This window comes from Candidatus Protofrankia californiensis (genome assembly GCF_900634765.1).
GTDB lineage: Bacteria > Actinomycetota > Actinomycetes > Frankiales > Frankiaceae > Protofrankia > Protofrankia californiensis.
This window is the reverse complement of the sequence record NZ_CAAAFT010000416.1, coordinates 3,329-4,976: the sequence shown is the minus strand read 5'-3', so window position 1 is coordinate 4,976 and position 1,648 is coordinate 3,329. Positions and strand designations below refer to the sequence as shown.

Below are 1,648 nucleotides of genomic sequence, written 5' to 3'. Positions count from 1 at the left end.
CTCTAGTGCGGCCCGCAGTGCGGCTCGGGCTGCGAGCGCGGTTGCGGGCCGGTTCGACGGACGCTTGGCGAGCAGCTGGCACAGGACCTCCCACAGCGGTCCATCGATCCCGTCGATCGGCGGTGGCGCGTCGAAGGCATGCGCCCGGATCATGGCGATCGTGTTCGACGCGACGAACGGAGGCTGTCCGGCCAGCAGTTCGTAGAGGACGACGCCGGCTCCGTAGATGTCGGCGGCAGGGCCCGCCGGGGTGTGTTCGGCGAGCTCCGGCGCCATGTACATCGGCGTGCCGATCGTGACGCTGAGCCTGGTCATGGAGGGGGTCTGGGTCAGCCGGGCGATACCGAAGTCGGTCAGCATGGCCCGGGCAGGCCCCGGGCCGGTGGTGTCGATAAGGATGTTCGCCGGTTTGACGTCGCGGTGGACAACGCCGGCCTCGTGGACGACGGCCAGGGCCGAGAGCACCTGCCCGACGAGTTCGACGGCGTCGGCGGTGGGGAGCCGGCCACGCTCGCGCAGATATCCGCGCAGGTCCACCCCGTCCACGAGGTCCATCACGATCGCGAGGGTGTCGCCCTCGGCGACGATGTCGCGAACCTTCACCAGGTGCGGGTCGTCGAAGGCCAGCAGGACCCTGCGCTCGCGCAGGAACCGGTCGACGATCTCCGGGTCGTCGGACACCTCGGGCCGCAGGATCTTGACCGCCACCATCCCACGGTCACCGGTACCATCATCGACCCGCTCGCCCCGCCAGACCTCGCCGCTGGCACCCTTCCCGAGCGGCTGGTGCAGGACGTAGCGGGAACCCAGCCTTCGCATCGCCAGTGTTCCCCCCTGTGCGCAGCACATCAGCTGCAGGCGCATCGGCCAGGCACATCGGTACAGGCCCGGCGACCAGGACCTTATGACGGAAACACCGGCAGCGGGCAGGCGCGGTCGCGCCGTCCGCCGATTCTTGCGGAACGCAAGGGGGCGGCGACGGTGGACCACGGGGTTGGTCCGGACACCCCGCCTCGCTTTTGTATTGGAGCAAAAGGGGTACTCTGCGCCACCACCCACGTGACAGAGGGGAACACGTGACCGCAGCTGACAGCGGTGAGCGCGGACATGCCAAGAGCGGACGTGCTCAGATGAGCCCGCAGGACCGCTCGGCGCTCGAAGAACTCGGGACGGTCAGGAACTATGCGCAGGGTGACGTCCTGTTATGGGAAGGCGACCACGCCGATCTAGTAATGATCATGCGGACGGGTCGGGTGAAGGTCGTGACCGTCGCCGAGAGCGGTTACGAGACCCTGCTCGCCCATCGTGGCCCCGGTGATCTCATCGGCGAGATGGCGGTCATCGACGGTGAGACCCGTTCGGCGTCGGTCGTGGCGGTGGAGCCCGCGCAGGTGGTCGTCGTGTCCGCCGAGGCGTTCCGGACGTTCGTGGCCACGCATCCCCAGGTCGTGCGGGCCCTGGTCAGCTCGATCACCCGACGGCTGCGGGAGTCCGACCGGCGGCGGTCGGACCTGGGCGCGTACCCGACCGACATCCGTCTCGCCCGGCACCTGCTGGAGCTCGCGGAAGGGCACGGGGACAGGCAGCCCGACGGCAGTGTCGCGATCACGTTGCGTGTAACGCAGCGTGACTTGGCGGCGGCCATCGG

2 protein-coding genes are annotated in these 1,648 nt (G+C 69.1%); one reads left to right on the top strand and one right to left on the bottom strand.

Annotation, left to right across the window (positions count from 1 at the left end; all coding sequences use genetic code 11):
* A partial coding sequence (locus DD1DGNOD_RS21620; protein WP_241255900.1) for a serine/threonine-protein kinase occupies positions 1-864 on the bottom strand: 864 nt, incomplete at its 3' end.
* 266 nt (positions 865-1,130) lie between these two features.
* On the opposite strand from DD1DGNOD_RS21620, the gene DD1DGNOD_RS21615 reads away from it, so the two are divergent.
* Positions 1,131-1,648, top strand: a 518-nt coding sequence (locus tag DD1DGNOD_RS21615) for a Crp/Fnr family transcriptional regulator (protein WP_131770928.1), incomplete at its 3' end; no start/stop codon positions are given.